22 protein-coding genes are annotated in these 25,000 nt (G+C 31.8%); 5 read left to right on the forward strand and 17 right to left on the reverse strand.

What is annotated here, in order from left to right; translation table 11 throughout:
- Window positions 1-12: 12 nt before the first annotated feature.
- The 16 genes from QMA06_RS06725 to QMA06_RS06800 all read right to left on the reverse strand — a co-directional run bounded on the left by QMA06_RS06725 (window position 13) and on the right by QMA06_RS06800 (window position 18,733).
- A complete protein-coding gene (locus tag QMA06_RS06725; RefSeq protein WP_290206100.1) occupies window positions 13-1,029 on the reverse strand; it encodes a glycosyltransferase family 4 protein in 1,017 nt (338 codons plus the stop codon).
- A complete protein-coding gene (locus QMA06_RS06730) occupies window positions 980-2,344 on the reverse strand; it encodes an O-antigen ligase family protein (protein WP_290206101.1) in 1,365 nt (454 codons plus the stop codon). The genes QMA06_RS06725 and QMA06_RS06730 overlap by 50 nt, the downstream gene beginning before the upstream one ends.
- 93 nt (window positions 2,345-2,437) lie before the next feature.
- A complete protein-coding gene (locus QMA06_RS06735; RefSeq protein WP_290206102.1) occupies window positions 2,438-3,244 on the reverse strand; it encodes a transglutaminase-like domain-containing protein in 807 nt (268 codons plus the stop codon).
- A gap of 68 nt (window positions 3,245-3,312) precedes the next feature.
- Window positions 3,313-4,437, reverse strand: coding sequence for a glycosyltransferase (locus QMA06_RS06740; RefSeq protein ID WP_290206103.1), 1,125 nt, complete (start codon window positions 4,435-4,437; stop codon window positions 3,313-3,315).
- On the reverse strand, window positions 4,434-5,525 hold the full coding sequence (locus QMA06_RS06745) for a glycosyltransferase family 4 protein (RefSeq protein WP_290206104.1): 1,092 nt from the start codon (window positions 5,523-5,525) through the stop codon (window positions 4,434-4,436). Before QMA06_RS06745 ends, QMA06_RS06740 begins: the two co-directional genes overlap by 4 nt.
- Window positions 5,526-5,774: 249 nt before the next feature.
- Window positions 5,775-7,103: a glycosyltransferase family A protein gene (locus QMA06_RS06750; protein ID WP_290206105.1), complete on the reverse strand. Its 1,329-nt coding sequence runs from the start codon at window positions 7,101-7,103 to the stop codon at window positions 5,775-5,777.
- Window positions 7,104-7,140: 37 nt separating this feature from the next.
- On the reverse strand, window positions 7,141-8,229 hold the full coding sequence (locus tag QMA06_RS06755; RefSeq protein WP_290206106.1) for a glycosyltransferase family 4 protein: 1,089 nt from the start codon (window positions 8,227-8,229) through the stop codon (window positions 7,141-7,143).
- A gap of 106 nt (window positions 8,230-8,335) precedes the next feature.
- On the reverse strand, window positions 8,336-9,379 hold the full coding sequence (locus tag QMA06_RS06760) for a glycosyltransferase family 4 protein (RefSeq protein WP_290206107.1): 1,044 nt from the start codon (window positions 9,377-9,379) through the stop codon (window positions 8,336-8,338).
- Between the two features lie 374 nt (window positions 9,380-9,753).
- Complete coding sequence (locus QMA06_RS06765) at window positions 9,754-10,920, reverse strand: glycosyltransferase family 4 protein (RefSeq protein WP_290206108.1); 1,167 nt, start codon at window positions 10,918-10,920, stop codon at window positions 9,754-9,756.
- Entirely contained in the window at window positions 10,917-12,098 is a 1,182-nt protein-coding gene (locus QMA06_RS06770; RefSeq protein WP_290206109.1) for a glycosyltransferase family 4 protein, read from the reverse strand. Before QMA06_RS06770 ends, QMA06_RS06765 begins: the two co-directional genes overlap by 4 nt.
- Before the next feature lie 56 nt (window positions 12,099-12,154).
- The gene (locus QMA06_RS06775) at window positions 12,155-13,276 is read right to left on the reverse strand and encodes a glycosyltransferase (protein ID WP_290206110.1); all 1,122 of its coding nucleotides are present in this window, start codon (window positions 13,274-13,276) and stop codon (window positions 12,155-12,157) included.
- Window positions 13,277-13,320: 44 nt separating this feature from the next.
- A complete protein-coding gene (locus QMA06_RS06780) occupies window positions 13,321-14,709 on the reverse strand; it encodes an asparagine synthase-related protein (RefSeq protein WP_290206111.1) in 1,389 nt (462 codons plus the stop codon).
- Between the two features lie 164 nt (window positions 14,710-14,873).
- Window positions 14,874-15,647, reverse strand: coding sequence for a class I SAM-dependent methyltransferase (locus QMA06_RS06785; protein WP_290206112.1), 774 nt, complete (start codon window positions 15,645-15,647; stop codon window positions 14,874-14,876).
- Window positions 15,648-15,666: 19 nt separating this feature from the next.
- Window positions 15,667-16,569 carry a glycosyltransferase family 2 protein gene (locus QMA06_RS06790; protein ID WP_290206113.1) on the reverse strand — a complete coding sequence of 301 codons (903 nt, stop codon included), beginning with the start codon at window positions 16,567-16,569 and terminating at the stop codon, window positions 15,667-15,669.
- Between the two features lie 129 nt (window positions 16,570-16,698).
- A complete protein-coding gene (locus tag QMA06_RS06795; RefSeq protein WP_290206114.1) occupies window positions 16,699-17,628 on the reverse strand; it encodes a glycosyltransferase family 2 protein in 930 nt (309 codons plus the stop codon).
- Window positions 17,629-17,920: 292 nt separating this feature from the next.
- A complete protein-coding gene (locus QMA06_RS06800; protein ID WP_290206115.1) occupies window positions 17,921-18,733 on the reverse strand; it encodes a hypothetical protein in 813 nt (270 codons plus the stop codon).
- Window positions 18,734-18,956: 223 nt separating this feature from the next.
- On the opposite strand from QMA06_RS06800, the gene QMA06_RS06805 reads away from it, so the two are divergent.
- The 5 genes from QMA06_RS06805 to QMA06_RS06825 all read left to right on the forward strand — a co-directional run bounded on the left by QMA06_RS06805 (window position 18,957) and on the right by QMA06_RS06825 (window position 23,812).
- On the forward strand, window positions 18,957-19,700 hold the full coding sequence (locus tag QMA06_RS06805) for a sulfotransferase family protein (protein ID WP_290206116.1): 744 nt from the start codon (window positions 18,957-18,959) through the stop codon (window positions 19,698-19,700).
- A gap of 228 nt (window positions 19,701-19,928) precedes the next feature.
- The gene (locus tag QMA06_RS06810) at window positions 19,929-20,648 is read left to right on the forward strand and encodes a methyltransferase domain-containing protein (protein ID WP_290206117.1); all 720 of its coding nucleotides are present in this window, start codon (window positions 19,929-19,931) and stop codon (window positions 20,646-20,648) included.
- Window positions 20,649-20,734: 86 nt separating this feature from the next.
- A complete protein-coding gene (locus tag QMA06_RS06815; protein ID WP_290206118.1) occupies window positions 20,735-21,493 on the forward strand; it encodes a class I SAM-dependent methyltransferase in 759 nt (252 codons plus the stop codon).
- Between the two features lie 6 nt (window positions 21,494-21,499).
- Window positions 21,500-22,936, forward strand: a complete 1,437-nt coding sequence (locus QMA06_RS06820; RefSeq protein ID WP_290206119.1) for an MBOAT family O-acyltransferase — start codon at window positions 21,500-21,502, stop codon at window positions 22,934-22,936.
- 3 nt (window positions 22,937-22,939) lie between these two features.
- The gene (locus tag QMA06_RS06825) at window positions 22,940-23,812 is read left to right on the forward strand and encodes a hypothetical protein (RefSeq protein ID WP_290206120.1); all 873 of its coding nucleotides are present in this window, start codon (window positions 22,940-22,942) and stop codon (window positions 23,810-23,812) included.
- A gap of 129 nt (window positions 23,813-23,941) precedes the next feature.
- Here QMA06_RS06825 and QMA06_RS06830 read toward each other — a convergent pair whose 3' ends face one another.
- The gene (locus tag QMA06_RS06830) at window positions 23,942-24,955 is read right to left on the reverse strand and encodes a hypothetical protein (RefSeq protein WP_290206121.1); all 1,014 of its coding nucleotides are present in this window, start codon (window positions 24,953-24,955) and stop codon (window positions 23,942-23,944) included.
- Window positions 24,956-25,000 lie beyond the last annotated feature (45 nt).

The following is a 25,000-nucleotide window of genomic DNA, read 5'->3' on the forward strand; positions in this document are numbered from 1 at the left end:
AATTATTACAGGTTATTCGGACAAAAAAAGAGCGTTCCATTTCAACTTTATAGCGTTCCAATCAAAGTTTTCAACTTTTTTTCGCGCATTAGTCACCAACCGAATTCGGAGGTCTTCATCTAATTGGAGTGTATTAATGGCTTCTACCATAGCAGCAGTAAGGTCTGGCGCCACCAACATACCATCAACAGCATCTGTAATTAAATAAGGTAATCCACCTACATTGGTTGACACAATGGGTAAACCTAAAGCCATAGCTTCAATAACACTTAGCGGTGTATTATCAAAATTAGTGGTATTTATAAATACATTATAATCCTTTGATAGAGCTATCCAATCGCGCTTAGTTAATTTGCCTGTAAATTCAACCTTTAGATGAAGTTGTGATGCCAATTGCTTAACCTCTACTAAAGAGCCATCCGAATCCGGACCTACCATACACAAGGTGGCATGAGGTTGATTTTTTTTTAAGGCATTAAACACGTGAATAGCCAATTTCGGATTGTATATTTCTGAAAACGATCGTACCCATAATAATCGTGGAGTATTTAAATCGCGATGTTGAAATGTATAGTTAGTAATTTCAAAGGTATTAGGTATGTAGATTATATTCTTATACCCATACGTTTCAAAAACTGTTTTGAGAAAGCCTGACGGCGCCACTAACGTATAGGCGTTATTAAAAATAAGACCACTAAATCTAGAACTGTCTTTCAATCGATGTTCAAGATTGCCACCATGTAAAATGGGGACATACTTAATTTTTAATAATCGACATAGTTGACTAATAACTAAAGCGTAATAAAAGTTAACGGTACTGTACGTATCAATGAGAACAAAATCTACGTTTTTATGGAATTTTAGAATACTCCAAATCATATCCAAAAGCCGAAGGAGTTTATTGGCTTTAGAAGATGCATAATACATGGTATAACCCTCCTGTTCAAGTAGAGCACCTAAAGTTTGAATACCTGAAATATTAGACGTTTTGGTCTTTAAGTTGTTTCCTATGTATAGGACGTTTTTCATGTTTCACGTTTAATAAGGCTAAAGCGTATATAAAAGCTGGAGCTGCAATACGCATAGAAGAATGATTTATTGTAGCAAACCAAAATGCTAAAAGTGCATAAAAATAATAATTCTGTTTATTGCTTGATCTCAAATCTAATGGTTTTATAAGAAGTATTATTAATATAATCAGACCGAAAATGCCATGTTCTGCCAATGTACGACTGACTTCATTGTGAGATGTTACACCTTGTCCATCCTCTTCAATACGTTGATCTTTAGCACGACTAGAGCCAATACCAAAAAAAGGATTAGTTATGAAACCTTCCAATTCACCCATGAATAATTCACCTCGTCCTGTGGTGATATCCGTTTTATCAACCCCTCGAGCGTTTTGATTAGCATAACGTTTTTCTAGCATCCCACTTGATTGATTTGAACTTATAATCCAAGATAAAACCATTGCACCAACAAATAAAACAAATATTCCTAAAATACGATTTCGAGCCTTAGATTTTGCTTGAAGGAAATACATAAATAAAAAAATGCCTATACATAATAAGGCTGCAATCACACCACCTCTACTAAATGTTACTATAGCACGATAAGACATCAAAATTAAAATTGCGATATTAAATAGTTTAATCCCTATGGTTGGTGAATTTATGAAAACACGAATTCCTAATACAAACATGCCTAAGCCTAATGCAGTTGCTACTTGATTCGCGCCAAATCCGCCCGCTGCTGACCTATTGGATCCCGTTCCTGTAATAATATCCTTTAAATCCGGTGCATAAAAATAAATATATACGGTATGTGCTATAATCGGAAGTAATAAGAATAATAATATTTGAGACATCTGTTTAAATGTGACATGTTTATTATAACAAAACAGAGCTGCCAAACCTAAACATACAGGACCGCTAAGTACAAAAGCAATATTAGTTCTAAAGTTAGCGTCAAAACTTAAGGTGGTTGAAGCCACAAAAACTGACGGAACCAAAAACATAAGATATATAAAATAGGGATAGCCTTTTCCAGAAACACCTTTATAAAACATGCCTATCAAAACAAACATAATTACGATGTATTTACCAGCTTCATAAGAAATGGAAGCTTTTGTGGTTCTAAAAAAAACTTCAGCACCAACAAAATAAGCACAAGCTTTTAATACCTCAAGAGTTTTATCCTTATTGGCAACCATAATGATACCATATAAAAAGTATAATAATGCACTAAGAAAATAGAGTTTAGCAATGCTTTCGTTTAAATAAATAATAAACCCTAAAGCTGCATGGACACCAACAGCAGATATATAAGTAATATTGGTTTTCAAACTAAAATGTTGCAGGTTATAAAATTATGACTCGGATTGCAAGGTAGTGTAAAATAGATATTCTATTGAGAATTATAACATTCACACATCGATCTAAGTGAAAATTTTTTTATAATCGTCTATGGGAAATTTATAATGATAGCTTTTGCCTAAAATATAGACCATAAAATGAACCACAAACACTGGTATAAATGGTCTTGTAATTTTTAAATAGCGATCATAAGTTTTATTTCTATAATCACAAATTAAAAAAGGAGTGACATCGGTATTCAAGTAATTTTTCATTACATGGTCTATTTCTATAATTTTACCTTCAATAAAAGATCTAAAGCTTAAATTTTGGTTGGTTCGAGACAATTCATAAAGTTCAATAACAGACAATGGTTGATTTTGATCATTATAAAATAGCATGCCCCAAGAGGGATCGACCAACACCCATTTATTAAATTCATTGATATATACTTCATTGAACGAATGCCCACCATTTTCTCTACTAAATGGAGCACTAGTTGTACCCCACTCGCGCACTTGCAAATTATTAATGACGCAAAAATTATTAAAAATTTGTGCCATATCACTACAAACTCCACCTTTACCATACAACATAGTTTCAAGTGCCTTATCGGATGGCTCACTTAAACCTGGTCCTACTTTAGTATTATTAAATAACCAAATTACTATTTGTTTTACTAATTCCAAATCGGCATCAGGCTTTCCGTGAGGAAAAATTTTAGCATTAATCTCATTAAAGTAATCTGGAATATCCTTCTGATGATTAAACGTATTATAAGAAATGGAGGCTATTGCGCTTTCATCTGAGTTTTTAGACAGTAAACGAAATCGAGTTAGATAAAGAAAAGGATGTCGCTTTATTGTCCAGCGAAGTTTTTTAAATAGCATTAATCTATTAACAGTGAATTAGTTTGCGTTAAATTTATCATTTCTTTTTTAAATTGCTAGGATTTTGTTTATAAAATATCAGTTAGCAATCGTTGATTGTAATGGGCATAACTGAACGCCGAAATAAACCCACCAGTAACACTAATCATTTGGCTATAAGCACGTTTATCCATATCAAGTAAATTAAGAAGGCATACATTCAGAGCTGGGACCGTTATATCAGTCATCAAAAAACCATTTGTCTTATCTTTTATATAATGACTTATAGAGGATACGTTAGATACTATGGGTACACAACCATAGTTCATAGCTTCAGCAATAACTTTAGGAAACCCTTCAGACGCTGATGGTAGCAAAATAGCATGAGACCGCTTATATATATCATGAACTTCTGTTCTCGACAAATAACCATGAAACATTACCGGCAATGAAAGTGCTTCAACTGCATTTCGGTACGCATGCATTTGCGTTCCAGACCCAACCAGATGGACCACACCTATTTTAAGACGCGCTTCATCATTTAAACTTTTTAATGACTTGAGTATTAAATCTACACCTTTAGCATTTTCCATCCGTCCCACAAAACAAAGTTCTAAAGGAAACTCTAAGTGTTTAGAAGTTAGGATACGCTGACCAGATGCAATTTCCTTTTGCGTCAAACAAGGATTTTCGAAACTCAAACAATGTTTATGTTGCTTGTCCCAAAAACCATTAATCGTTACTGGTCGTGATTGGTTTATTAACAGCCATTTTTGAAACTGATAAGCTAAAGGAGCCGACGGCTGCTTCCAATTCCCAGCGTATTTAAACCATCCTTTTTTTGAGGTGAATAAAATTAAATACGGAATTATAAAAACACCTATTCCTGTAGGCGCTCTAAATTGAAAATAATCACTGCCTTTTAAAGAGCGTCTAATGACCCCTATAGTATTAAAGGCTTGCCTGATTATCCCAAATTTATCACGAAGAGTCGAGCCTCCTACCGCTGTAATAGGAATAAATGTGATTTTTTCTGACGTATAAGGCAAGGCACTCGCTGGTGCAACGCCTTGGTGTAACATGGCTACATGTCTAATTTCATCAAAAACAGTAACTAAATGATTGAGTTCTGTAACCGTTGAACCTAGGCCTACAATACTACCCTCTGCACTTTTATAATGTTCGGTATGAGAAATAATAGTTAATATGCTCATGATAGTAATTTTAAATAATTCTCTACAATGACATCCCAATCGTGAGATTGCGCCCACATTTTGGCTTCCGTCCTAAATTTAGGCATATTACCTAAAATCTCATTAACCGCTGAAACTAATTGATTGGGATCGTCTGCATCAATTAATAGGCCCGATTGATGTGGGTAAATCGCATCTTCTATACCACATTCCGTAGAACCAATGGCAGGGACTCCCATAGCATTAGCTTCCAATATAGCAATTCCAAAGCCTTCTACATCGCCAGTAGCACTTTCCGAACTCAACATAATGAATATATCAGTAGCCTCTAACATTTGCTTCAATCTTCTATCTTTTACACTGCCGTGAAACGTAACATGAGAGGTTATATTTAAGGATTTGGCCACTCCCAAAAAAGCATCCGCCTCTGTAGGAATACCAACACAGTGATAATGTAAATTAGGAAAATTTTTTATCAATTCAGGTAAATGCCTTATAACATTTAATTGTCCTTTACGTGAACTTACACGACCCACAGTAGTTAAAACTGGGGCGCCTTGTAATGAAAGTTTTGATTTAGTATTATTCCATTCTGAAACGTTGATACCATTCGGAATTACAGAAACTACCTTGTCTAAATGACTTACAAGCATTTTAGTATAGCTAGATACCGCTACAATATGATCGAAACGTTTTAATGAAAAATCAATAGATTTCCGAAGTAAAGCTAATTTAAAATTCACTTCTGTACCGTGAATTATAGCCATCGTTTTTTGTTTAAAAAAGTAACTACAAAATCCAACATTCCAAAGCGAAAATTTTCCTGTCGCAATAACGTGCGTAGCACGTTTAAAAGCTGAAAATGTAAGGATAATACGCTTGAGATACATTATAAAACGCCATCGATAACGCTTAACACGAACAACGGAAAAATCTAAAGTCGCATCGAAATAATCTTCTTCTGTTCCGTTTTCAGAGCGTTGATCAGCTATAACACTCACAATGCAGCCATTAGCTTTTAAATAGGTGGCCAAATTATAAGCATGATTACCTATACCACCCGGTTGTGGTGGAAACTCTGAAGTGACTATAAGAATCTTTCTGTTCAATTTACAATTTTTCAACTCCTTTTCTCCCGACTACTTCGGGATTCAAAAGAAAGTGGCTTTGATTTTTAACAACTACCCAACACATAATAGCTTCACGCTCCCAAATGCTCCTTCCTTCAGCCGAAGGAAGGTGGTTTTTGCGCCAGCAAAAATCGGAAGGTTTGACCTAAAAGGCGAAGCACTTTTAAACAAACGAGTTAAGAAACCAACGATAAACGATGCATCAGCATTCCAATCCCAAACCCATTTTCAATCAAACGTTTCAATCAGCGCTCCTTCTCGCAATTTCGTTGTAGCCATTCTCCAAGATTTAATCACCTGAAAGAGCACCAAAGGCATCAGCAACAAAGAAACAAAAACACCTACGATTAATAAGGGTTTATTTTTTTTAAATTGATACGGAAATATAGAAATAGGTACGGTACGTAATAAGGCTAATCTTGCAGCTGCATCTCCAAAATAGGCTCTAAAATAATACAAAACACTAGGTATAGGTCTGGGAGCAAAAAAATTAGACGGCCTAAACGCATCCCAACTGCCCATTTCCCGTAAACCACCTACACCAGCTTTAACATCGATGCAAGACGCTAATGGGTTTGATATACTTTTTAAGCCTTCAAGATAGATGCGCATGCCAAATTCACCATCACCCATACGTTGTTTTTCAAATTGCCGATCAAATAAACCAACGGATTTAAAAACTGATTTTTGCAGCATGGCATTTCCGGTTGCAAATTGTGAGGCAACTGCAAAAAAGGAACGTGATTTGGGAATCTGCTGACCTTCAGGATAAAAAACACCTGCCGAAACCTCAGCTTTAAAAAACTCTAAACATTTTAGATGCATCTTTATCCAATCTGGTTTTATACGTACATCATCTTCAGATAAAGCAATAAACGTTCCGTTACTAGCCTTAACGGCTGTATTCCTAGCCAACCAAAGTGCTTTCTCCTTCTGGTTTATAATTTGAAAATTAAGATTAAATGAGTTATAAAACGCTTCGTTAAAATTATCGGACTGATCGACTACTATAACTTCAAAATTAGAATAATCTTGCAACTCTAAATCTTTCAACACCGCCTTTAAATAATCATAACGATTTAAAGTAGGGATCACCACACTAACGAGCGGATTAGATTCTACTAATGTTGAATCAAATGAGATCCAATTTTTATAAGTAATAAATTCACCCCTATTTTTTATTTGGTTTACACGCTTAGTACGAGACCAAGTCTTAATTTCTTTAATAGGATTGTGAAAAGAAAACAAACGCAATAGTAAAACAAAAAATACCCATACAGAATGAAAATTTTTTCTGATAAATCGGTAATTATCTTCTAACGGCACAGACTCAAACGTTGTATAGGTCGGTACATCTCCAATATATCCCAATTGTATAGCCTGCCATGACAAATCGTAATCTCTTGCAATATCAGTTGCAAAACCAGCATCCGCAACAAGTTGTTTCAAAACTATTTTAGGTAGATGTTCTACTTGTGGAAATACACTTGCACCTCGTTTATTAAATAATCTAAAATAATGAGTAGGTTGTAAGTATGTTAGAAATTGGAATGGCATTAGAGTATGGCTAAAGTTTTAATTAGGATATAAGTTATTAGGTCGTTCCATTTTGATCTAAAATAATAGACTTGATCTGATTATAAATATGCTCTTTTTCAAAAGTTTGCTCATACATGAATTTAAAATATTGAGATTTCAAACCCTTTGTTTCTATAAAAAGGCTCAATTTATTAATTAATTCTTGGATAGACTCTGGATTGAAACAAAAGTCTTCCAAAGGAAATTTTTCTACGTCAATAAAACTCAATGCTCCAAACGCATTTGATACTAAAACAGGGGTGCCTAAAGCTATGGTTTCTATAAAAACTAAACCAAAGGCTTCGTGTAAACTTGGAAGTACAACGACATCCATCGTTTTATAAAATTCAGTCATGGCACTAACATCCAACAGACCTAAAAAGGTGACGTCTTGCTCTAAGTTCAACTTCTTAACCAATTGTTGTAATTGATGTTCGTAAATCCCACTACCCGCTATGTATAGATGAAAAAGTTGTTCGCGGCTTTGTTTTAATTGATGCATAGCTCGTATAACTAGACTGTGATTTTTATCGGCTACCAGTCGACCTGGACATCCAATATTAATTATATCCCCACTTCTTTCTATTGGTAATGCGTGAGTATCATTTTGATAATTAACAATATTGGTCCAAAAAGGAACGCGCTTTATTTTTTCTTTAGACACCTTATAAACACTGTGCATTTCATGTTGTAAGGATTTCGAGTTTGCCAATACCACATCTGCCATATTTAAATAAACCGTCTTATTCCATACTTTTAATAAATTAGGTTTTGTATGTCCAAAAGCCGTATGAAACCATGCTATATTTCGTTTAACACCCAATAATTTTCCGAATAAAACTGCAGGATTTATATAACTAAAATTAGAAATTACAACATCTGGTTGACTATGCTTAATAACTTTATATATAGCTTTATAATTAGAAAAAAAACCACGACGTTTTTCGCCATAAATTGACACCCCGTTCTGCGTAAAAAATACACTTTTGTTTTTTAAGTAAAAATTATCGACATCAAAACCGTCGGAATAAAGTTTTTCAGATAGTTCTTGAAAAAATTCTGAAAGTAAACCTTTGTTATATGTATAGAGGATTAGAATTTTCAATTAACAGTTCTTATATTATTTTAATCGAGCAATGGTAAACTCGATGAGACCTTAAGCCAAAATCAAAAATCTGCCATTATTTTTACTCTTCTTATATTTTTATTATCTACGACGACAGCTTCCTTTTAAAAAATTCGGAATCTCTATTAATGGCATAAGTATTCTCGTACTTATTGAAAAATCTTTGATAACCATTACGCGCTAGGTTATTTCTAAAATCTTTATCGTTTAAAATACGTCCTAATTGTAATGTCAAATCGTCTATGTTCCCCGTTTCAAACAATAATCCTGTTTCTTCATGAATAATAATTTCTTTTATGCCCGTATTATTAGCTCCGATAACACAAGTTCCAACACTCATCGCTTCTATTACTGTAAAGCCAAAGGCCTCGGAATGACTAGGAATAATTGTACAATAAGATTTTTTATAGGCTTTTAATACTGTTTCTTTATCCTTCTCACCTAAAAATGAGACACGGTTAGAAACGCCTAAAGATTCTGTAAGTTTAACGAGATCATTTAAAATATGACCATGTCCAATAATTACTAATCGCAGCTTTGGAAAATGATTTAACAACTGTGAAAAAGACTGTATTAAAACATCAATACCTTTACTTGGGTGAAGTCTTCCCACATAAAGTAAACTTTCGGTGGCTGTCATTATATCTTGCAAGGAATCGCTATAGTCTTTTACTGAATTAGGAAGCACTGTTATTTTACGATCTGGTATATAAAAAAAACTGGAAACGTCTTTTTTTGTAGCTACAGAATTTGTTATAATATCCGTTGATAAACCATAAATTACTGACTTTCTATAAACTTTGTGCTTTTTTTGCGCGTATTGCGAACTTAAAGTTCGTATCCATGCTACCCTAATTTTTATACGATACAACCAACCTACTATTAAAAACAGATTGACAAAACTAAACATGGAAATCATTATGTCTGGCTTATAATCTCGCACTAACTTACAAAGAAACCAAAACCCTTTCCAAGTAGTTGGTCGTTTAGTGGGCCATTTTAAAATAGTTATACTTTCATCTAAAGTTATATTTGTCTTACGAATCTTACTTGTTAAAACAACTACCTTATTATCCTTAGATAATTTATTGCTCAAAGTAATAAAATAATCAGCAGTGGAATTATTCATTAAATTATATGAAAGAAAACAAGTCTTCATTTCAATACATTATTATATAGTCTTAAAAAAAAAGCTAATACTTCTAATAGTGACATTTTAACCATTTAAAATATTTTAGCTTGAATAGTATTCAACAAATGCACATTATTGTTTCAGTAGATTATAATTTTTATTTATACTTTCTACGGCACTCTTTGGCATGTTTATTTTTTTTTGATTGCTTGGTAAATATAATATTATTTAAGTAGTGCTTACTAATTCTTTAGGCTTTCTCTTAGAATCACAAAACTTATAATGTTATATATTATAATATTATTAAAATGCTCACTATTAAGACGTCCTTTTAAAGGATATTTTAATCTGTTATTATTTATTAAAATAAATTATTCCTCGTAAAAATGTAAAAATTCTTGCTGTTGCTTTTGTATATTAAATTCCTTTTTAACACGTAATATAGCACGCTCAATTATATGCTTCTTTTTAGCCTCAGTTAATTCTATTACTTCGATAATTTTATCAGCCAATAATTGAGGTTGACGTTTAGGAACAACCCATCCTGTTTGATTATGTAATACATTTTCTTGCAACCCTTCTGCATCACTAACCACACACAATAAGCCCATGGCTTGTGCTTCTAAAACCGCATTACAAAATCCTTCTTGTACACTATATTGAATATAAATTTGTGATTGCTCTAATTGTTGTTTTACTTCAAGATGCGCCAATTTGCCTAAAAATAACACTTCCTTTTCCAAACCCAACTGATAACAAGTAAATTTCAAAGTTTCGATTTCAGAACCTGTACCTATAATACGATATTGAAATGAAAATCCTGCTTTCTTTAATATCGACAATGCTTCCAAGGTATAATTTAAACCTTTTTTCCAATGTAATCTCGCTATAGTTACCATTTGTATAGGTGTATCTATTAAGGTTTTATTAGATTCAGAAAAATATTTGGTATCTATTGCTGGAGTAATTTTTACAATTGGGGCTTGATCTTTAAAACCATGTTGATAAGTCAATTGAGCAATATCATCTGAAATCACATGAATTTTAAAAACTTTATCCCATAATCGCCGATAACAATGAGGATGTTTTATGGGATAAACACCAATATCAAAACCTCTAAAACTAACTGCCATTTTTGCTTGTTTGGAAGCTGCCAAATTCTCACCACCGAGCGCCAAAGTCCCAAATCCAAAATGTAACCAATCTAACTTATTCTTAAAAATCGGTGCGTAACTATATAAACTTTTAGAAATCCTAATCCAAGATATCCCATCATGACGCTCCATTTTTACAAATTTAAAAACGGATTTAAAAAAAGGAAGAAGACTAAGATACACCCAAATTAATATTACAGCTTGTTTAAATCGGCTTTGATACTGTTTTGGAAATAAAATTACAGGACATAATTTAAAATCGTTAGAATTATCACCACTAAATAAAAGCACTTGATGACCTGATTGCTGTAAGCCCTGTATTTTAGAACTAAAAAATGTTTCCGAATAACCTGGTGCTGAACCTAGCACAACCCCTATAATCATAAAATTTGAGGTTTTAAAGTTTTATAGAAAGACTGCATTTCAGTGACCATTTGATTTTCATTATGATAATTTTCTACAAATGCTTTGGCTTGTGTTGTTATGCGTTGGTAATCTTCTATAGACAATTCTGAGACTTCAATAAGTGTTTTATACATCGTTACTACATTTCGGTTTGGCACTAAAAACCCTGTTTCATTAGGAAATACCACTTCCGCCATGCCGCCACAAGTAGTACTTACCACTAAGGTTCCTAAAGCCATGGCCTCTAAAACCACATTTGCTATGCCTTCCTCTACACTTGGTAATAACATCACATCCGCTTTCTTTATAGCTTCTTGAACTTCACTAAATGCTAATGAGTCAATGAAACTAACATTTTCTTCTAATCTAAGTTGTGAGCGTTGGTGTAGTAGCGCTTCATTATTTTTTACACCGATTATTGTATAATGAAATGCTTTTTCTAGTTGTTTTAATTCAAACAAGGCATCTAGGGCCAATTTGTAATTCTTTTTCCAATGATCTCGTCCTACAGATATAATTTCTAATGGTGTTTCTGAATTATACAATTTCAATTCAAAGGAAAAATCATCGAAATTCAAACCACTTTTAATGACTTTAATCTTATCGGCATCAGCTCCATATTTTGTCGCTTCCTTAGCTATCGCTTTAGACACTGCATGAAACGCAGAAATTTTAGGGAAATGCAATTTATAAAGAGTTGCTAATTGTTTATCTATAATTGGAGAATAATTAATATGAGCACCTCTTAAACTCAAGACTACTTTCATCCCAAAACCTTCAACCCAAATCCAATCTTCCAAACTTTTAGCCCATTGGATATGGAATATGTCTGGTCTATGATATAATACAGGATAATATTTTAATCTTAATAGATAACTTCCCTTACCACTAGCTTCAATTATTGCATCCAATCTTTTTTTCTCTTTAAGCTTAAAAATGAATAGCAATATGCTGTACTTAATCAGCACTACAAGTTTATGCCATTTTTGACCATAAGTGATATAAGTGATATTTTTATGATGCGTTGGTTTTTCTATATGAGAACCAAAAACATATACATTAGTATTTGCTTTTACCAGGCCTTTAATTAAGCGTTCAATGAAAGTAGTGCTTTGACTAACACCAGAATATATAGCAATTGATTGACGTTTTTTCAAAATATGAATTAAAGCTCTAAAGTTATAAATCTTTTAAACACTATGCTTTTTAATATTTAGGAAGATAAATTGGACTTTACGAGTTCTTGATATAACGATTGATGACGTTCTATAAAGTCTTCAATTGAGAACTCATCAACAACACGCCTTCTCATCTGAGTTTCTAACGCTAACCTCTTATCTTCTGATAGATTCATTATTGTTTTAATTTTATCTTTCAAATCAGAAATATCATCAGCTTGGAACATACAATCTGGAAATACTTTTAAAATATCTCTTATTCCAGATATATTAGAGCCTAACACAATACGATTCATAGCCATAGCTTCTAAAGGTGCATTTGGGATCCCTTCTCTTCTGCCTTCATCCTTTGTAGGTATTACAAATAAATCGGACAATGCCAAATATGGGCGGACATCTAGTTGTTTTCCAATAAATTTGATATGTGAATATGCTTTATATTTTGATTTTAACATCACTGCATAATCACTAGAATCACCTCCAACAACTAACACTTTTATTTTTGGATTATCCAATTGATTTACGGCATCTAACAAGGTCTCAATACCTTTCACCTCAACTAAATTAGCAACGGAGATAATTACAAAATCATTAACTGATAATCCTAATTGCTCCCTCATAACATCAGAGCCTAAAGTAGGTTGGTAACGATTAACATCTATCGCTAACGGAAATTGAACTGCTTTATGAAGCATTTTAGAAAAATAAAATGACATCATATCTTCATTAACTACAATAACTTTAGAACTTAATTGAGAACGCCATTTCCAATATCGACTTTCCCAGCCCATTGCTTTTTTAGTATAAACATAAGGAATACCTGCTAACTTCGCGGCCAAAGGCTCAGAAATATCCGAGCTCCAATGCCAAGAGTGAATCACATCAAACTGATGTGTTTTAAAAAAATTTCGAATTTTGAAAACTCGAGATAAAAATCCTAATCGCGGTTTATATGCTGATGTAAAAGGAAAAATATGGATTTTCACTCCTAAAGCTTCAACCTCTTTAAAAAAAGCTCCTTTATTATGAAAACAACAAATTTCGGGTTCAAAAATAGATCTATCTAAACCACTCACCAAATCATAAACAGATTTACCACTACCAGCGGTATTAAAATTTGGAATGGTATATAAAATTCTTATATGCTTATCATTCATTGATTAACTATATGTCTTAAATTGTGTTATTGACAATTGGATATTTATAAATCATTAAAATTCTGTTGATGCCATGAAGACAAGGTTAACAGCATACTAATGGCATGCGAACCACCAATAGCATCTTTATGTTTAAAATCTTCATATGTCTCATTGATAAATGCTTTAGGAATCCACCGATTAAAATTAATATTAAACAAATGGTTTTCTAAACGCTTAGCATTATCTTCTCCTAAAAATTGTAATTCCCAATTGCGTTGAATATATGGGTTTCCTAATTGACTTTTTATTACACGTTTAACTTTATTTGATATACGATAAGGTAAATTATAAGGTGTTTTATTGTATTGATACGTATTAAGATTGAACGGTTTCTGCTCTTGCCAGGTAATGTTTGCTAAAGTACGGTCTTGTTTTAGATGCGCAATCTGAAGACGTCTATCTGCTAAATAGGCTTCGGGTATAGAGCAAATAAACTCGCACATACGATTATCGTAATAAGGCATATTTATCGGATGTGCTGCCTCAAAAATGCACAAATTAGTTGTCGTCCACCGATGTGCCCATTGACTCGATTTAAACGCTCTAACTTTTGCACTGATATCTTCAATTTTTATCTTTTCTAAACCAACTTCAACACGATTTAATAAATACGTTTTAAAATCACCACTAAGGTTCCAGTAATCCCATAATTTTTCAGCAAGCTCCATACCTTTAGGCTTTACCATTTTTTTTAGTAATAAGGGAATAATCTCAGAGGCTTGTGTTCCTTCTGGCACTCCACGATCAAACAACACATCGCCCCAATGACCTAACGAAAACACGCCTTCCATCTGTTTTAATTCGGGTAATACGGCCATTTGCCTTGGATGGGTAAATTCAGAATAACCACCAATCAATTGAGACATCTCCTCTACAACATCCCATAAATAGCCTTTTGGGATGGTAAAAGCTTCAAAATTAAAACCACAATTGGCGGCAATTTGCTTTGCGATCTGATGCTCAGGGTAACCACCTTCAAAAGCATAACTAAAAGATTGTACTGAATTAGGTAAATTCTTAAAAATAAGTGCTTGACTTCTACTGTCCAATCCTCCCGAAAGTGGCAATATAACTTTAGAGTTACCAACTTGCTCCTTGGTTATTTCTGTAAGTAAAGCAACGTATTCATTAAGTGCTTCTTCAAACGTAATATCTCTTGGAGTGTAATGCCATTGATAGGTTGGTTCACTTTTAATCAAGTAGCCGTTTTCATCCAACTCATGTTTATGTCCTGGTGCTAAACATACCAAATCTTTCCAATAGGTATCGTCATCCATAAAAAACCCCGTAGCTATAAAAATACATATCGCCTCATAATTTAGCGCATGTTCTACCTCGGCCTTCTTTGCAAATTGCAATTTATTTGGAATTATAGATGTCGTAATGGTCATGGCGAAATTTGAGGACTAATATAATAAAATATAGTGCAATCCATTATGCTTCCTTAAGTAAGACTATATTTAAAATAAGTAGATTCTGAGAAACAGGGACATATAGGTTTAAACATATAAAACTGAATGATCCTAAACGTTTTCAATTGTAGAGCAAGTTTTTATTAGTCTTTTAACAATGTTATCCAATTTTCAAAAGATTGTAAATTTAAGTGTTGTGCTCTATGCTCATTTAAGACTGAAAATTCGTAAAATTTATTTTCAATGTCACCTTTAAGCGTATTAAAACCAGGATATTGTTTTTTCGATATAACTCCAACACCCCAATCACAATCAAAACAAATGGAATATAAACCATTAGCGTGTCTAAATTTGTAAAGTGCTTTCCATGTGGTACCATTCCAAAAATTTCGAGCAGGAGAGTACATAAAATTATAGGTCTCTCTTTGATGGTATTCCGAAGGAGGATTACAATCGTGTAAAATTATAAAGCCATCATCGTCTATAAAATTGAGACTATTTAAAATATCTTTTTCTACTTGATCAGAGATATGCAAGCCATCAATAAATATAACATCAAACTTAATATTCGATTTTATTTCCAGTTCATCGTTATTCAATTTCTTAAAAAATGTATCCGATGTCATTTTAAAATCTACTGGATTGTCTTCAAACTCGATACCTGGATCCACAGAAAATTTATTTTTACACTGAATTCTATTAAAGTTTTTTCCAGGATCCCTTACTCCAATTTCAAGATAATTTTGAGCGTTTACCACAGTGATAAGATGATTTATAATAGTGGTGCGTCTTGGTTTCTTTAAGTTTTCGAGGACAGATAATTGAGCCGTTCTTTTAAAATACGCATCAGAATATACACTTTTACCTATGCGATAGGTATTGAGCAAATCCACAAAATACTGCTTTAAAAACATCATATTTTCAGTTAAAATAAATTTATAATTTTTGCAATAGTCTTTTCTTTATACTAGCAATATAGCGCTTTTCAAAAGGGTATTTTATAAAATAAAATAACCAAGTCATTATATAAGAAATTCCAGATTTTGAACTAATTTCTAATACATATTGACTTCTCATAGCATAGTTGTAAACTTCTTTATTAATTATATCTGGATACTCATAAGCAAAAGCTCTCAATAACTCTCTGGTTGCTTTAAATTGTTTCTGTTTGTTGGATGTCACCGAATCTCTATCAGAACGACGATCCAACCCTACCAATACATTATGAATACCGTGAATATTAGAAAGAAGAGAGAATCGCAGCACGTACGTCCAATCTACACTGATACTAGGATAATGCTGCGTAAAATATAGACCATTTTCTACATGAACAGATTTCCGAAACATCATACAGCTATTTACGACCTTTATATGATATTTATAATTGAGCAAAAACATATCTACGCCTCTTGGGTATTGTTTACCATGAACTAATAGTCCAGGAAACTGACCATGTACCTGATCACCACTTTTAAACTCAGCAATACCAGAAACTAAGCCTATTTCCAAATTTTTATCTAAGACATCGACCTGTAATTGTAAACGTTCTGGATAATAATAATCATCTTGCTCTGCTACGGCTATATAAGTCCCAGAAGCGTTATAAACTAAACGGTTCATGGTTGGCCCTAACCCTCTATTAATTGTATTATGTAGAATGCTGAGTTTTTTAAATTTTAAAGCATAATCCTTTAAAATAGATTCTGATTTATCTGTAGTTCCATCAATACAAGCAATAACCTCAAAATCCTTAAAAGTTTGTGCCACCAAACTGTCTAAAGTATTTGAGAGGGTCGCTTCTCCATTGTATATGGGCAATATAACAGAAACTTTTATCATTAATGTACGGCAATAAGACCTTTTACTAAAACGCGAATTGTACAACTAAATTTAAGATTGGTGCGAAAAATACGTAATTTACAATTCATCTAATAATGGTACTGATGGTTTTATTATTATTTATCAGTCTTATTTAAATAAATACCGATTGGCGCTTATAAATAAGTCATCAGAAATAATATGATGCTTGTAACAAAACAAAAGTATATTTCCAATAGAATATTTATAGAAGTTAATATAGCGCTTATTATAAAATAAGTTGAGACTCTCTTTTACATAAACAACATCTTTGCTGTTTTTACAGCGGTGTAATCCTTTAACGCACGCATAGTAGTAAGACTTCAGTAAAGATTGCCTATAAGCCTCTAAATTATAGTTACTATGGAGCTTTAAAATTAAATAATTTACGGAGGCACAAGATTTTTTTACAATATCAGACTTTAAACGAATTGGTTTTGTGCAGTAAAAAAAATCAATAGCATTATCAATAACCTCATAGTTTTTGGAAGCATATAATGCCCTTATAGAGAGCTCCACATCTTGTAAACGATGTAAATTAGGATCAAACTTACCAATTTTATTAAAAAACGACTTATGCCACAGAATAGCAGTGGTTTGCCATAAAAATTTGGCGTTTAAAAAACTGTCTAAATAGTTTTTATTCAAGCTTGGTCTATGTTCTTGGGTGCCATTACGATCAATTACAGCTCTATTTTTATAGACTACAAATTCATTACATATAATATCCCTATTATGGACAAAAGTCTTAGATATATAATCGTCAGCATCCAAAAAAACCAAATTTTCAAAATTAGCTGCTTCTGCCCCTATATTTCTACATACCGAAGCGTTAGTTTTTTGTGGGTTTTTAATAAACCGAACTCTTTTATCAACTGTATTCGATAACCAATTTTCTATATTTACAAGTTCTGTTTTATCTGAAAAGTCATCAACAATAATCCATTCCCAATCTGAATTTGTCTGATTTATCAAACAATCATAGAGTCTTTGCAAACCTTCAAAATCGTTATAATGTGGTGTAATGATACTTAAAGACATAGTTGCTTTTTTATGCCGCTTTTAAAAAAATTCATAATTTGTTTTTAAGATTGTTTAAACGAATTTCAAATATATAAGGTTTATTTAATTTAACCATAAACCAATTAGGCATTTACTAGTGAGAATAAATTCTAAAAACGAAGTAAATTTATAATACGTAAATCTTAAGAAATTAACATCATAATCATGCGTTATTTATGACTAAGAATACATACAGCATTCATTAATGAAAAGAATATTTCGTGTCTTTTTTAAAGTCCTTGCACTAATTAGATTCTAACTTAACAACTTTTTAAATAGACTTCCAAAATAAACGGTTAATGCGATAATGCTTAATTAGCTTTTTTATAATTATTAGATCAGTTGATTTGTTTATATGGTTAAAACCTAAATTTAACTTAGGTAAGTTGGTAGGTGTGTTTTTATATAAAAATTTATTATTGGTTATGTCTGTCATTTGTTCACCATCTAAGATTCCTTGAAGCGCAATTTTATAATCGGTTTCACGAGCTAAACGAAATTTTTTCTTTAACTCGAATAAATCATTTCTTGATCTTTTAGATCTGATTAAAAACTTATAATAAATATCTTCTGAATTTTGAAAAAAGTCATGAATTCCAGCTACGTAAAATGAAATTCCGTTCCTCCAGTCATGTCCGTCTTCTTTCATTTTTTGTTTTGTAAATGATTCTGGTCTTAACTTCACATTAGGTTCAGGAACATATAAAATAGCCTTTTCTAGTAAATTTGTTCTATAAACATGAAGTCCTCTGAATTTTGGTCTGTCATAAAATCGATCCCATAAACGCAAACCAAACCCTAAATCGGAATCTTTAAGTTTATTCGTTAATTTTTTAATTTTTTTAATTGCATTATGTCTTAATAGAATATCAGCATCTATAAATACAGTAAATGCCTTATTTTCTTCAACTCCAAGTTTAAAACCATTTTTTAATTTGTCTTCAAAACACTCCTCTTTATCTATTATGAGCAAGCTATCTTGTTCTGTAATTTGCTTTTGCAATTGCTTAACTAAAATCTCAGTTGTGGATTCACCTGTTGTCCTAACTATAATGGTGATTGATTTTTCTATATTTGAAGACATTCAATATAATGTATTATTTACCCGTAAAAATATGAAGTTTTAAAATTCAAGACTAAACTAATTGATTTATCTTTAACCTTTAGGGATTTAATTCTTTTCAAAATATTTTAACAACGCAGTACTTACTCCATCAAATAATTAGACTTTAATCGAATTAACATTGTATTTATTTTTTGACACATATAAATTCGCTCAAGTAATCTTAGTTTAAAATTATATTATAATGAAAATTCTAAAACTTAAATTGGCTAACCAAAAATCTAAATTTGTACGTTGGAAAATTAGAAAAATGTACAAAGGTGATTTACCTTTTAAGATAGTAGGCAGTAGAACAATTATTTCATTTAAAGAAAATTATTTTTACAACAGAATTCCCAAAGCTGCTAATTCTACTGTGATTGCAAGTTTATATGCTAAAGAAAGTGGCGTTAAATTGAAGTCATTGGATGAAGTTCAAATTATAAAAAATAACTACTTTACCTATATAAATGATTTAGATTTTCAACAACTGAAACAACTCCAAAATCTTTATAAATTCACCTTGGTTAGAAATCCTGTTTCTAGAATAACTTCAGCTTATTTAGATAAAGTAAAAAACAAAAATGCTCCGCAAAGAAAACTAATTTTAAGAGCTTTGAATAAGAATGAAAATGATGATATCACTTTTGATGAATTTTTATTTTATTTAGAAAATGGCGGGATTTATCATAATGCTCATTGGTCATTGCAAAAAGATTTATTATTTTTTGATATAAATAAATATGATTTTATTGGTAAAATGGAAAACATTTCTTCCGATCTACCAATAATTTTAGAAAATATATACGATGAGCCTAGTCGTATAATATCAATAATGCCTCATGCTAGAAAGAAGAATATTCTCGAAAACCCCAATTCATTTCAATTAAAAAAAATTCACTCAATATACCAACCTGATTTTCATGTTTTTAAATACAAACCCTCTTGAGATTATCTTTTTTATATAAGCTTAGTAAAATTCAAATTGATAAAGATCTTTTTTATAATAAAAGACTACTATTCATCTCTTCAACTGCACCGTTTTAGAAGCAGCGATGATGTGATCTTGTATTTGCAATAATTTAATTTAGACTTTGTTACCTCAATTTTTTCAAAAAAATTTACTTTTGGTTTTTAACTATATTAAGCAGTCAATCAATAATGCTATTATAAAATTATGAAAAGAGATGATTATTATAAAAATATAGATCGTGCTTTTCGGCTTCCAAGGGTTTGGAGTAATCGAGAGTTATTGAAATTTGCACATTTGTTTTCCGGTCATATAGCTAATGTTAGCGGTTGGAAGGATATTGACAAAGAAGGCAAACACTATAAAGACTATTTTTCTAATGCAAATAGCTATAGTATTACCAATTATAAAAGTGAAGCAAGAGGATTTCAGAATTTTGAAAATGAAATATTTTTAGATCTCACCGAGACTTTACCTACTGCGTTGGTGAACAATTTTGATGTGGTTTTTAATCATACAGTGCTAGAACATATTTATGAAGTCCATACAGCTTTTAAGAATCTGTGTGCAATGACTAAAGATGTTGCTATAGTAGTTGTTCCTTTTCTTCAAGAAATGCATGCAGATTATGGAGATTTCTGGAGGTTTACTCCGCTTACAATGGATAAACTTTTTAAAGAAAACGGTATGGATATGATGTATTGTTCCTTCAACTCACATAAAAATGCCTCTGTTTATTTATTTTGTATCGCCACAAAAAATAAAGCCATTTGGCTTGGTGTAATACCAGAAAGCAAATCTTATATTGACCCTTATAATGATGCCAATCGCCAAAATTGGGTGGGTTGTCATGCCATAGAAAATCATCATAAAAAATCGAGCCTATTAAAGAGAATATTTAATAGAATAAATAAATGGCTAGAATAGCATAATTTTATATACTTCAGACAATGAACACGCGGACAGAGCTTTACGCAAATTTAATTTATTATAATAATTTTAATTAAAAAACTATGACATTTGAACACGTTTATAATAAAGTTAAAGATGTCCCTTACATCTCAAAAAACAATGCTAAGTCACTTTACGATTTTATTATAAAAAATAAACCTTCTCACATTCTAGAACTTGGTATTGCTCATGGAACGGCAAGCTGTTATATGGCAGCGGCTCTAGAGGAAATTGGTGGAGGAAGCCTTACTTGTGTCGATTTAATAGAAGTTAAAGACAGTTTTAAGCCTTCGGTTGAAGAGCAGCTAAATAGTTTAGGTTTAAATAACAATGTAGAAATACATAGAATGCAATCTGGTTATAACTGGTTTTTGCATAATGACATAAAATCTAACTCTGACAATGCTCATAATATTTGTAAACCAAAATATGACTTAATCATCATTGATGGCCCAAAAAATTGGACCATTGATAGTAGTTCCTTTTTTCTTTGCGATAAACTATTAAAGGAAAACGGATGGATTATTTGGGACGATTATAAATGGACCTATTCTAGAGCAGACCTCAGAAAAGATGCAACTGATGGTATATCACATAGACGTCTCTCTGAAAAAGAATTAACAACACCTCATATCAAAGCTATATTTGAGCTATTGGTAATGCAACATCCCAATTATGGAAATTTCATCATTCAAGAAGATTCCGACTGGGTCTGGGCGAACAAAATAAAAAGTCCATCGGCTAAAAAAATTAAGTATGTGCATTCGCATTCCATATCCTACTATATCATTCAAAAAGTGAGAAAGCTGATAAGAAAATAAAACACTATGCTTTTCAACTCCATAGATTTTGCTATTTTTTTGCCAATAGTATTTTTACTGTATTGGTTTGTTACCAATAAAAATTTAAAACTTCAAAACCTATTAATTGTTATTGCCAGTTATGTATTCTATGGCTGGTGGGATTGGCGCTTTTTATCCTTAATAGTATTTAGCACCCTCGTAGATTACACCATAGGTATTTATTTAGGGAAAGAAACTAAAACAAGTAAACGTAAAATCCTATTATGGATCAGTATTCTTGTTAATCTTGGATTTTTAGCCTTTTTTAAATATTATAATTTTTTTCTAGATAATTTTATTACGGCCTATTCATTTTTTGGTCACCCTTTAGATGCAAGGTCTTTAAATATAATTCTACCTGTAGGGATTAGCTTTTACACGTTTCAGACGCTGAGCTATAGTATAGATGTTTATCGCAACAAGTTAGAACCTACTAAAAATTTAATAGCCTTTGGAGCTTTTGTAAGCTTCTTTCCGCAATTAGTGGCCGGTCCTATAGAACGTGCCACTAATTTACTGCCGCAATTTTACAAAAAAAGAACCTTTGTTTATCATAATGCTGTTAACGGATTGCGACAAATTCTTTGGGGACTTTTTAAAAAAATGGTCATTGCAGATAACTGCGCTACTGTTGTTAACACTATATTCGATAATCATCAAGATTATTCTGGCAGTACTTTAGTGCTTGGTGCCGTCTTTTTTGCTTTTCAGATTTACGGCGATTTTTCAGGGTATTCCGATATTGCCATTGGTACGGCTAGACTCTTTGGTTTTAACCTGATGCAAAATTTTGCCTTTCCTTACTTTTCTAGAGACATGGCAGAATTTTGGAGACGATGGCATATTTCGCTTTCTACGTGGTTTAGAGATTATTTATACATCCCGTTAGGTGGTAGCAGAGGCAGTAAAACAAAAGTAATTAGAAATGTTTTTATCATCTTTATTGTCAGCGGGTTTTTGCATGGAGCCAATTGGACCTTTATAGTTTGGGGACTTTTAAATGCCATTTACTTTCTGCCCTTATTATTAACCAATAATAACAGAAATCATCTAGAGATTGTTGCATTAAACAAAAAATGGCCCTCTCTTAAATCCTTATTACTTATCGTGCTCACGTTTGGGTTAACGACCTTAGCGTGGATCTTTTTTAGGGCAGAAACGATAACCCATGCCTTCCTATATATTAAAGGTGTTTTTAACAAATCTTTACTTTCTATTCCTGAAGTTAGACCGACCAATGTGTTGATCTTATTAGTTGTATTTATTGGTATAGAATGGCTAGGCAGACGCGACGAATATGCTATTGAAACTTTAGGTTTTAAATGGAAACGCCCAATAAGACTTGGGTTTTACTACGCATTGGTAATTCTTATTTTATTATTTAGTAGAAACGAAAAAACTTTTATCTATTTTCAGTTTTAATAAATGAAGTTATTTATAAAAAATACCGTTCTATTTTTTATGATACTTTACGGAAGTATCTTCGTATTGGTGGTGGTTAGCAATTATATTATAAATTTAAGTTCTAACTTTAAACTTAAGGAGAACACCACTAAAATCGTTATAGGCAACTCGCATCCTGCAGGAACTTTCAATGACACTCTTATTTCTAATCTTAAAAATTTAGCCGATCCTGGTGAATCTTATTTTTACGGCTACCAAAAATTAAAGAAGATTGTAAATCAAAACCCTCAAGTTGATACGGTGTACATAGAATTCAATCCAAAAACCATATTATCATGGGAGGATTCTAAACTATGGAAAAAACATCAGATTCCTAATTATCTTCCATTCTTTGATCTAAAAGATCATTATTTACTAGCTACCATCAATGGGTTGTCTTATCAACAAGAATTGATAAAAGCTATCCCTACGAATCTACAGCGGATCGTGAAAAAACAGTATAATTATATTGACTTTATTGGTGGCTATAGACATAATGAGGGCTCTAAAATTGATTCGCTTTTAATGACGCACAAGTTTGACCAAAAAAAGCAATTTACACTTAAGGAGAGAGAACTATCCAAATATGATATTTTGTATTTAAAAAAAATAGAGCGTCTATGCACTAATAAAAACATCAAATTAATTTTTGTAAGAAGTCCCTATCATAACCAGTTTGACGGACACAATTATGAAGATTTATTTCAAACTTTTCGCAAGGAAAACTTTAGCACTATACCGTTTTTGGATTTTAAAGATTTCCCGACAGAAGATATTGAATTTAAAGACCTAGAACATCTCAATTCTAAAGGCGCAAATAAATTTTCGAAATGGTTTGAAGAACAAAACTATTAATGTGTTTTTTTTTAGTTCTGTTTAATCCAATTCGCTACCATTTTAGAAACTATTTCACCTGAAGTTTTATGTAAATGGTTTTCTTGGGAGCAGTAAAACACAATTTGTACCTGTTGTCTATTCTAAACTCTATTGTTTATTAATCTGGACTATTTTTACTATTTTTTCTGTAACCAATTCTACTCCTCTAGCATTCCAATGCGTATCATCTAAGTGATAAATTAAATCAGAATTTGAATTACGATAATTATTAAATAATTCTAAAGTATTAATTGTTTTAACTTTTTCACGGTGAAGTATTGAATCTAATTGTAATAAGTAATCTGGCTGCGTATGTAAAGGTATTTTATCATAATAAACCGTTTCTTTAATCGGCAAGGGAAGAAATATAAAATCGATATCTATCGACTCAGAATATGCTTTATAGGATTGTATAGTACTAGCCACATTTATGACTTGATCGTAAGGGTATTTTTGTTCTTTTCCATTCAAAAAAAACATACTTGAATCAAGCATTCCAGGAACTCCTTGTCCATGCTTTCCAAATAATCTAGATTTCAAATATTTTAAAGAATATAATCGCTTTACTTTATCTTTAAAAACTGAAAACGATGAAACGTCTTTAATAACTCTCTTTTTGTTGGCCATTTTTATAGGAGATGGTACTCCTTTCTCATTTAATGCGTAAATAACAATTTTAGGTTTTTCTATTACTCCAGAATTCAATAAATCTATAAAATCTTCAAAATTTGCTGGCGCAATATTATAGACTTTACGATTAAATTCATTTGCTAGTACGTTTGTTATAGTTGAGTCTTGCGTAATACTTGAACCTACTATAAATGAATCACCAATTATCAAAACTTCAGGACTTTTAATGAATGTATTATTTCTATAACCTAACTTATCTGTAATCCATTTCTCATTTTTTTTAATTGCAAATTCCGTATGATGACATAAATCACCTACAGATTGTTTCGTCAAATTTTGATTTGGATAATAATACATTGATTTGTTGGATCCAAAAAGCAAAGCTTCCCACGGTCGATGCGTGAATGCATCAATTGGTGAAAAAATATCACAGGATAACAAACCAATTATTGGAAGCAAAAACAATATACATTTTATAAAAAATCTATTCATTAAGTATTAATTTGGAATGTTTTTATTTTTACTAAATCATATTTT

This window comes from Winogradskyella bathintestinalis (genome assembly GCF_030407435.1).
Lineage (GTDB): Bacteria > Bacteroidota > Bacteroidia > Flavobacteriales > Flavobacteriaceae > Winogradskyella > Winogradskyella bathintestinalis.

Excerpts from the sequence above, each read along its gene's own strand:
- QMA06_RS06725 (WP_290206100.1), bottom strand. The coding sequence starts at position 1,029 with ATGAAAAACGTCCTATACATAGGAAACAACTTAAAGACCAAAACGTCT.
- QMA06_RS06735 (WP_290206102.1), bottom strand. The coding sequence starts at position 3,244 with ATGCTATTTAAAAAACTTCGCTGGACAATAAAGCGACATCCTTTTCTT.
- QMA06_RS06740 (WP_290206103.1), bottom strand. The coding sequence starts at position 4,437 with ATGAGCATATTAACTATTATTTCTCATACCGAACATTATAAAAGTGCA.
- QMA06_RS06750 (WP_290206105.1), bottom strand. The coding sequence starts at position 7,103 with ATGCCATTCCAATTTCTAACATACTTACAACCTACTCATTATTTTAGA.
- QMA06_RS06760 (WP_290206107.1), bottom strand. The coding sequence starts at position 9,379 with ATGAATAATTCCACTGCTGATTATTTTATTACTTTGAGCAATAAATTA.
- QMA06_RS06765 (WP_290206108.1), bottom strand. The coding sequence starts at position 10,920 with ATGATTATAGGGGTTGTGCTAGGTTCAGCACCAGGTTATTCGGAAACA.
- QMA06_RS06775 (WP_290206110.1), bottom strand. The coding sequence starts at position 13,276 with ATGAATGATAAGCATATAAGAATTTTATATACCATTCCAAATTTTAAT.
- QMA06_RS06780 (WP_290206111.1), bottom strand. The coding sequence starts at position 14,709 with ATGACCATTACGACATCTATAATTCCAAATAAATTGCAATTTGCAAAG.
- QMA06_RS06785 (WP_290206112.1), bottom strand. The coding sequence starts at position 15,647 with ATGATGTTTTTAAAGCAGTATTTTGTGGATTTGCTCAATACCTATCGC.
- QMA06_RS06790 (WP_290206113.1), bottom strand. The coding sequence starts at position 16,569 with ATGATAAAAGTTTCTGTTATATTGCCCATATACAATGGAGAAGCGACC.
- QMA06_RS06795 (WP_290206114.1), bottom strand. The coding sequence starts at position 17,628 with ATGTCTTTAAGTATCATTACACCACATTATAACGATTTTGAAGGTTTG.
- QMA06_RS06800 (WP_290206115.1), bottom strand. The coding sequence starts at position 18,733 with ATGTCTTCAAATATAGAAAAATCAATCACCATTATAGTTAGGACAACA.
- QMA06_RS06805 (WP_290206116.1), top strand. The coding sequence starts at position 18,957 with ATGAAAATTCTAAAACTTAAATTGGCTAACCAAAAATCTAAATTTGTA.
- QMA06_RS06810 (WP_290206117.1), top strand. The coding sequence starts at position 19,929 with ATGAAAAGAGATGATTATTATAAAAATATAGATCGTGCTTTTCGGCTT.
- QMA06_RS06815 (WP_290206118.1), top strand. The coding sequence starts at position 20,735 with ATGACATTTGAACACGTTTATAATAAAGTTAAAGATGTCCCTTACATC.
- QMA06_RS06820 (WP_290206119.1), top strand. The coding sequence starts at position 21,500 with ATGCTTTTCAACTCCATAGATTTTGCTATTTTTTTGCCAATAGTATTT.
- QMA06_RS06825 (WP_290206120.1), top strand. The coding sequence starts at position 22,940 with ATGAAGTTATTTATAAAAAATACCGTTCTATTTTTTATGATACTTTAC.
- QMA06_RS06830 (WP_290206121.1), bottom strand. The coding sequence starts at position 24,955 with ATGAATAGATTTTTTATAAAATGTATATTGTTTTTGCTTCCAATAATT.